Origin of the sequence: Bradyrhizobium sp., assembly GCF_050014615.1 — a bacterium.
In the GTDB taxonomy this organism is placed as follows: Bacteria; Pseudomonadota; Alphaproteobacteria; order Rhizobiales; family Xanthobacteraceae; genus Bradyrhizobium.
Genome location: NZ_JBEKCZ010000250.1, coordinates 1 through 7,209, shown reverse-complemented (window position 1 = coordinate 7,209; position 7,209 = coordinate 1). Strand labels below are relative to the sequence as shown.

Here is a 7,209-nt window from a genome sequence, read left to right as displayed (position 1 = left end):
AAGACCGCAAAATCGCGCACCGTCACGGTGGCGATCGAAGCGATGAATTTCCGCAAGCCGGTTTTCGTCGGCGATCTGGTTTCCGTGCATGCCAATCTGGTCCGGATCGGCAAGACCTCGATCACCGTCCACCTCGAGGCCTGGGTGCTGCGCCGCAAGGAAATGCACTCGATTTTGGTGACCGACGGCAATTTCACCTATGTCTCGATCGACGATCAGGGACATCCGCAGGCGATCCCGCAGGCCGCAGCGCCGGTTTCGGCGTGAGAGGTTTCCGTCATGGCCGGGCTTGACCCGGCCATCCACGTCCTTTCGTCTCCTCCGAGAGAAAGTAAGACGTCGATCACCGGGTCAAGCCCGGTGACGACAGTTTGCGTGTGGCATCACCCCATTCTTCGTTGTTTCACGCGCGGAACTTTTCCCCGCCGGTCCTGTTATCCGCGCGCTCCGAGGCGTGAGGGCGCAAGATCAGAAATGTCAGACATTTATATTATCGAAGTTAGCTCGAAAGCGGCCGGAATCGTCGTGCGCGATCTGGGCGGCTACCGGTTTTTCGCGGCAACTCACGATTTTAATCGACTGGAAGGGCAGTTGTTTCGCAACGCGCGGGATGCCGAGCGTGCGGCGATCCGGCTTGCCGGCGGCGCTTGACGTTATTGGCCTAAAGACATCGGCGCCTTCCCGAAATGACGCCCGCGCGCCTTCATTGCGCGCCTGAAAAAGCGTAGACGTCCATCCGCAGCACGCTGTAGGTGGCGCTGGCGTGCAGCCGCTCCGCTTCAGCCTTCTCGCCTGCGGCACCCAGAGCCGTGTAGAGCGGCAACAGATGTTCTTCGGTCGGGTGGTTCTTGGCCGCAAAGGGTGCCTGACGCCGGTAGTCGAGCAGCTTGTCGGTCTGGTTGCCGGTCAGTTCGTCATGGAACCAGTCCGCGAAGCTGTTGACCCAGTCGGGCGCCGGATCATTGAGGCCGTGGCCGCGAAATTCCGACAGATCATGGGTGAAGCTGCCGCTGCCGATGACCAGCACGCCCTCCTGCCGCAGTGCCGCCAAGGCGCGGCCGACGCGAAGGTGATGCTCAGGCCCCAAATGCGGCTGAACCGAGAGCTGAAGCACGGGAATGTCGGCGTGCGGGTACATCAACAGCAGCGGCACCCAGGCGCCGTGATCGAGGCCGCGGCTTCGATCGATGTTGCAATCGATCGCGGCGGCCCGCAACAATTCCGCAACGCGCGCGGCGACCGCCGGCGAGCCAGGCGCGGCGTAACTCATTTCATAGAGCGCGCGTGGAAATCCCCGGAAGTCGTGGATGGTCTCGTTGCGTTCCGCGGCGCTGACCGTCGGCACCGCGGTTTCCCAGTGCGCCGAGACCACCAGAATGGCTTTAGGGTGTGTGAGCGTGCCGCCAAGCCCGCTCAGGAACGCGCGGGCCGGCGTATCCGTCAGCGGCAGGGTCGGCGCGCCATGCGAGAGAAACAGGCTTGGCATTGTCATGACATGGCTCCCTCGGGTTTGATGCGCCGATCGCTGGCCGCCTTCAACCTGAATAGGCGCCGCTGAGCTTGACGCCGCTATCGCCGCGCAACGGGCGCAGCGCATAGATTCCATCGCCGAGCAGGGCCTGGACGATCAGCGCCACGATCCAGAAGGCCGGGTATTCCCAGCCGCCATTGGCATTGTTGAAAAAGAATCCGGCCGCGCCATGCACGGTGAAGATCGCGCCGAGCAGGATCGGCGTCAGCAACAGCGCTGCAAGCCGGGTCCAGACCCCGAGGATCAGCGCGATCCCGCCCAGAAGTTCGGCACTCATGATGACATAGGCCAATGCCGGCGGCAGGCCGATTTTGCCGAAAAACGCCGCCGTCCCGGCCGGCGTGAAAACAAAGAATTTGAGGGCGAGATGGGTGAGGAACAGGCCACCCAGGGTGAGGCGAAGCAGAAGCGCGGCATAGGGGGCGGTGCGGGTATCGATCAAGGCTGTCTCCTGTTTTCCATGATCTCCTGTATTATTCATTCCTTTTGGTGTGATAATATTGATATCAGGAATTTTAGTTCACACTTACAGTGTGGAATAGCCTCATGCTCGACCGGCTGACCAGTCTCGAAGTCTTCGCGAAAGCCGCCAGCACTGGCAGCTTTTCAGCCGCCGGCCGGGCCATGGGGATCTCGCAGACCATGGTCACCAAGCACGTCGCCGCCCTCGAAGCGCGGTTGGGCATCAAGCTGTTTCACCGCAGCACGCGGCGGCTTTCGATCACCGAGGCCGGACGCAGCTATCTCGAAGCTTCCGAGCGCATCATGGCCGACATGGATGCGGTGGAGGCCGCGATCTCCGCCGACCGGGTCGAGCCGAGAGGCATGTTGCGGCTGAATGCGCCGGTCTCGTTCGGCACCCGGCGGATCGCCCCTTTGCTCACGGAGTTCGCCAGACACCATCCCTACGTGACCGTCGAATTGGCCCTCAATGATCGCCTGGTCGATCTTGCCGAGGAGGGCTGGGATCTCGCGATCCGGATTGGCAACCTCAGCGATTCAAATCTGATCGCCCGCCGGATCGCGCCATGCCGCACCGTGATCTGCGCGGCTCCCGCCTATCTCGAAGCGCGGGGCAGGCCGCGCACGGTGTCCGAATTGCCGGACCATAATTGTCTCGGCTACACGCTTTCGCGCCTGACCGGTGTCGGCCGCTGGACATTCGGCGCCAGGTCCGAGATCGCGGTTGAGGTTTCCGGCAACCTGCGGGCCAACAATGGCGATGCCCTGCTCGCCGCGGCGATCGCGGGCCAGGGCATCATCTACCAGCCGGACTTCATCGTTGCCGACAGCCTGCGCAGCGGTGCGTTGGTGTCGCTCGTGCTGGATCAACCGACGGTCGAGCTTGGCGGCGTCTATGCCGTGTTCCTGCCGGACCGGCATCCGGCCGCGAAGGTGCGGGCTTTCATCGACTTTCTCGTCGCCCGTATCGCGTCCGAACCGTGATGCTAGTCCGCGGCAAGCAGCCGGAACTTGGGTCTGGCGCGGTAGCTTGGCTCTGGCACCGGCCGCATCGGAAGGCCCGTACGTTCGGATCTCATCGTGAGATAATTCCGCAAATCGATCTCGCTTTGCCTGATCCGGTTTCGAATCTCGCGGCGGTCGAAATTGGTGAGACTTGGGCTGGCGAGCTGGCTCCAGGCCACCCGCTGCAGTTCTTTCAACGCATGGATGTCGCGACTTAAGAGGTCAGGGTCAGTCATGCTATCGGCCCGATCTTTAAGGAAAAGCCGCTTCGAGCTGTAGCGCTGATTCCTAAAGATTCATTAACCGGGCCGCCGGTCTGCCGGTTTTCGCGACACCCGACCCCGCCCATCCTCGGCCGGGACAACTCTCCGGCGAGGCCGGGCGGGCACCCAGCCGCCGCGGCCGGCCGGGCCCAAAACGCCCCTCGGAACCGCGGCGCAAGCCAAGGGAAGCTCAAGGGAAACTCAAGGGAAGCTCCAGGGAAGCTCCAGCGAAATTGCAGCGAAAATTCATTTGCTTTGGGAACCAAGATTGTCCCTACTGCATCGATAAAAACAAGAACCGGGTGGAGCGGTAATGGAATCCGCGCGAGATAGCGAAAAGTACGGTCCAGGGTACTGTGTCATGCCGGTTCGCCTATCCATGGGGCGGGACGTCGGCGGCCTTCAGACGGCCGGCCGTACTTTAAGTCGCGCTTTTCTGTTACGCCCCCATCCCAGGATTGATCGATCGCAGCGGTCGACGATAGCGGCGGAATAAGCGGCCAAACCCACCCCGGAGAACCCATGTACAAGCCCGACAACGTCAAGACCTCGCCCGATTTTCCGATCCCCGAGACGATGCGCGCCTGGGTGCTGGGCGATCCCGATCAATTGACCCTGACCACCAAGCCGGTGCCGGTGCCGAAACGGGCGGAGGTTCTGGTTCGGATCGACGCGGTCGCGATCTGCGCCACCGATCTCGAGATCATCCATCACGGTCCGCCGGCGATGATCCAGGGCGGTCTGCCCTACAACAAGAATTTCACGCCGGGCCATGAATATATGGGCACCGTCGCCGCACTCGGGCCGGGCGTCGACGAGTACAAGATCGGCGACCGCGTCACCGTCGAAATCCACGCCGGATGCGGCCAGTGCAAGCGCTGCCGCGAGGGAATGTATACGGCGTGCCACAATTACGGCCTCAACTATGGTGACGTCGACAAGGGGCATCGCGCCAACGGCTTCACGACCGACGGCGGATTTGCCGAATACGCCATCAACAGCATCAACACGCTGGTTCCGATCTCTGATGAGATGTCGGACGAGGAGGCGACGCTGGTCGTCACCGCCGGCACGGCGATGTACGGGCTGACCGAACTCGGCGGCCTGGTCGCGGGCGAAAGCGTCGTCGTCACCGGGCCCGGTCCGATCGGGTTGCTCGGCGTCGCGGTCGCCAAGGCGCTGGGAGCTAACCCGGTGATCCTGACCGGCACGCGCGACAACCGCCTCAAGATCGGTCTCGAACTCGGCGCCGACTACGTCGTCAACGCGAGGAACGAAGACCCGGTCGCGGCCGTCCGCAAGCTCAATGGCGGCAAGGGCGTCGATTATGTCGTCGAATGTTCGGGGGCGCCGGAAGCCGTCAACGAAGCGGCGCGCATGGTCAACCGCGGCGGCCGCATCTGTCTGGCCGCGTTTCCCGGCAAGCCGGCCGAAGTCGATATCGCCTATATCGTGCGCAACAACATTTACATCTACGGCATCCGTGGCGAAGGCAAGAGCGCCACGCACCGCGCCGAGGCGTTCATGGCGCAAAAACGCTTCGACGCCACCAAGGTGCATACCCACACTTTCGCGCTGGAAGATCTGCCCACCGCGTTGAAATACGCCCGCGAGCGCATCGAGGATGCCATCAAGGTCGTGGTCAAGACCCATGGCCATGCGGCGATCAATCGCGTGGCCGCCGAGTAGTCCGGGATCGTCGGGCGATACGCTGGCCGCAGTCGCGGCCAGCGACGGTCGCTTTGGCTGCGCCGCCGATGCGACCGATTTTGCGAAGAAGCGAACTTAAGAGACGATCAAAACCGTCCGTCCCTGCTGACTGGAAAATCGATGTCCGCGCTCGAAGTCGATCATCAGACTTCCGAAATCGCCAAACTCCCGCGGCCGCCCGCCAAGGCCGCGCCTGAGAAAACGCGGTTCTATCGCAAGCTCTATGTCCAGGTCCTGATCGCGGTCGCGCTCGGCGCGATCCTGGGTTACGCCTATCCGGACCTAGCAGCCTATCTCAAGCCCTTCAGCGACGGCTTTGTGCGGGCGATCAAGGTCGTGGTGACTCCGATCATTTTCGTAACCATCGTGGTCGGCATCGCCAAGATGGGAGATATCCGCCGCGTCGCCAATGTCGGCGTCAAGGCGCTGGTTTATTTCGAGGTCGCATCGACGCTGGCGCTGGTGATCGGGATGGCCGTCGGCAATTGGTGGAAGATCGGCGTCGGGCTCAATGCCGACCCGGCGGCGTTCGATCCCAAGGCGGTCGAGGCCTACGCGAAACTCGCCAAGAACGTCACCCTGTCGGATTTCCTGCAGTCGATCATCCCGGGGTCGTTTGTCGAGCCCTTCGTCAAGGGCGACATCATGCCGGTGCTGTTCATCGCCGTGCTGCTCGGATCGGCGCTCAGCCTCGCGCAGGCGCGGGGCAGGCCGGTGGTGTCGTTTCTGGAATCGACGTCGGTCGCCCTGTTCGGCATGGTGCGGATCATCATGTATTTCGCGCCGCTCGCCGCGTTGTGTGCGATGGCGTTCACCGTGGGCCAATACGGCTTGCGGACCCTGCTCGACCTCGGGGAACTGGTCGCCTCGGTCTATCTGGTCAGCTTCCTGTTCGTCATCATCGTGCTCGGCGCCTTCCTGCGGCTGTCCGGCTTCAGCGTCGTCCGGGTGCTGAACTACTTCAAGGACGAGATCCTGTTCGTGTTCGCGGCGACCTCGGCCGAAACCATGATGCCGCGCTCGATGCAGAAACTGGAGAAGGTCGGCGTGTCCCGCGAGGTCGTAGGGCTGGTGATGCCCGGCGGGTTCTCCTTCAACATGGATGGCACGGCGATCTACATGACCACGGCGGTGTTGTTTCTCGCCAATGCCTTCAACGTTCATCTCTCGCTCTGGCACCAGTTGAGCGTGCTGTTCGTGATGCTGTTCACCTCGAAGGGCGCCGCCGGCGTCACCGGTGGCGGCTTCATCGCGCTCGCGGCCACGCTTCCGGTGGTCGACGCGGTGCCGGTCGCCGGCATCGCGCTGTTGCTCGGCGTCGATCGCTTCATGGCTGAAATTCGCGCCGCCACCAATCTCGCCTCCAACATCATCGCCACGCTGGTGGTCGGACGCTGGGTCGACGGCGTCGACATGACGGTCGCGACCGCGGAATTTCAGGCCGGTTTCGTCGAAACCGAGGAAACGCGGGCCTGGGACGGCGGCCATGCCGATATCCGGGCCGTGCAATGACGGCAGCGCCGCGCCGCAAGAATCGTTCCCGCCTGATCGTTGGACCAGGCGTCTCGCTTCACTATGATCCGCCGTAACGCATCCGGAAACGCATCCATGCAACAGAAATTCGACCGCGCCGCAGAAGATCTTGGCAATTCGATCCATCTCGAACACGTCAACGTCCAGGTTCCCGACCAGCATCTGGCGACATTATTCTATGTCGCCGGGCTCGGGCTGACCCGCGATCCCTATCTGATGGTGTCCGACGACAATATGTGGGTCAACGCCGGCAGGAGCCAGTTTCACCTGCCGAGCGGCGAGGCGCAGCTGCTGCGCGGCCACACCGGGATCGTCATTTCGGGTCGCGCGGCCTTGCTCGACCGGCTCGCGCGTGTCGCCGGAAAGCTGCATGGCACCAAATTCGCCTTCAGCGAGCACAATGATTATGTCGAGGCGATCTGTCCCTGGGGCAATCATGTGCGCTGCCATGAGCCGGACGCGGCGCATTTCGGGCGCATCACGCTCGGCATCCCCTATGTCGAATTCGAGGTGCCGGCCGGGACCGCGAAAGGCATTGTTGCCTTCTATCCCGAGATCATGGGAATGCCCGCCGAACTCGACCATGGCGACGCGACGCTCGCGCGCGTCAAATTCGGCAAGGACCAGTATCTTCTGTTCCGCGAGACCGATCGGCCGCAGCCGGATTATGACGGCCACCATGTCCAGATGTACATCACGGACTTC

The 7,209-nt window shown here is 62.7% G+C and carries 9 protein-coding genes; 6 read left to right on the top strand and 3 right to left on the bottom strand.

The features are described from left to right. The coding region (locus ABR948_RS26825) for an acyl-CoA thioesterase (protein ID WP_428123822.1) at positions 1 to 267 on the top strand (267 nt) is incomplete at its 5' end. A gap of 258 nt (positions 268 to 525) precedes the next feature. Beyond that, positions 526 to 651 (top strand): hypothetical protein, encoded by a 126-nt coding sequence (locus ABR948_RS26820; RefSeq protein WP_428123824.1) that lies wholly within the window; start codon positions 526 to 528, stop codon positions 649 to 651. Positions 652 to 703: 52 nt separating this feature from the next. Here ABR948_RS26820 and ABR948_RS26815 read toward each other — a convergent pair whose 3' ends face one another. Together ABR948_RS26815 and ABR948_RS26810 are read right to left on the bottom strand one after the other, a co-directional pair. Then, positions 704 to 1,492, bottom strand: a complete 789-nt coding sequence (locus ABR948_RS26815) for a DODA-type extradiol aromatic ring-opening family dioxygenase (protein WP_428123820.1) — start codon at positions 1,490 to 1,492, stop codon at positions 704 to 706. Positions 1,493 to 1,535: 43 nt separating this feature from the next. After that, the gene (locus ABR948_RS26810) at positions 1,536 to 1,973 is read right to left on the bottom strand and encodes a DoxX family protein (RefSeq protein ID WP_428123818.1); all 438 of its coding nucleotides are present in this window, start codon (positions 1,971 to 1,973) and stop codon (positions 1,536 to 1,538) included. 104 nt (positions 1,974 to 2,077) lie between these two features. On the opposite strand from ABR948_RS26810, the gene ABR948_RS26805 reads away from it, so the two are divergent. Continuing rightward, a complete protein-coding gene (locus tag ABR948_RS26805; protein WP_428123815.1) occupies positions 2,078 to 2,977 on the top strand; it encodes a LysR family transcriptional regulator in 900 nt (299 codons plus the stop codon). Positions 2,978 to 2,979: 2 nt separating this feature from the next. On the opposite strand, the gene ABR948_RS26800 is transcribed toward ABR948_RS26805, so the two are convergent. Beyond that, positions 2,980 to 3,234 carry a hypothetical protein gene (locus ABR948_RS26800; RefSeq protein ID WP_428123813.1) on the bottom strand — a complete coding sequence of 85 codons (255 nt, stop codon included), beginning with the start codon at positions 3,232 to 3,234 and terminating at the stop codon, positions 2,980 to 2,982. Between the two features lie 549 nt (positions 3,235 to 3,783). On the opposite strand from ABR948_RS26800, the gene ABR948_RS26795 reads away from it, so the two are divergent. The 3 genes from ABR948_RS26795 to ABR948_RS26785 all read left to right on the top strand — a co-directional run. Further along, positions 3,784 to 4,950: a zinc-dependent alcohol dehydrogenase gene (locus tag ABR948_RS26795; RefSeq protein ID WP_428123811.1), complete on the top strand. Its 1,167-nt coding sequence runs from the start codon at positions 3,784 to 3,786 to the stop codon at positions 4,948 to 4,950. Between the two features lie 141 nt (positions 4,951 to 5,091). Further along, positions 5,092 to 6,483, top strand: a complete 1,392-nt coding sequence (gene dctA / locus ABR948_RS26790; RefSeq protein ID WP_428123809.1) for a C4-dicarboxylate transporter DctA — start codon at positions 5,092 to 5,094, stop codon at positions 6,481 to 6,483. A gap of 96 nt (positions 6,484 to 6,579) precedes the next feature. Beyond that, positions 6,580 to 7,209, top strand: a 630-nt coding sequence (locus ABR948_RS26785; RefSeq protein ID WP_428123807.1) for a hypothetical protein, incomplete at its 3' end; no start/stop codon positions are given.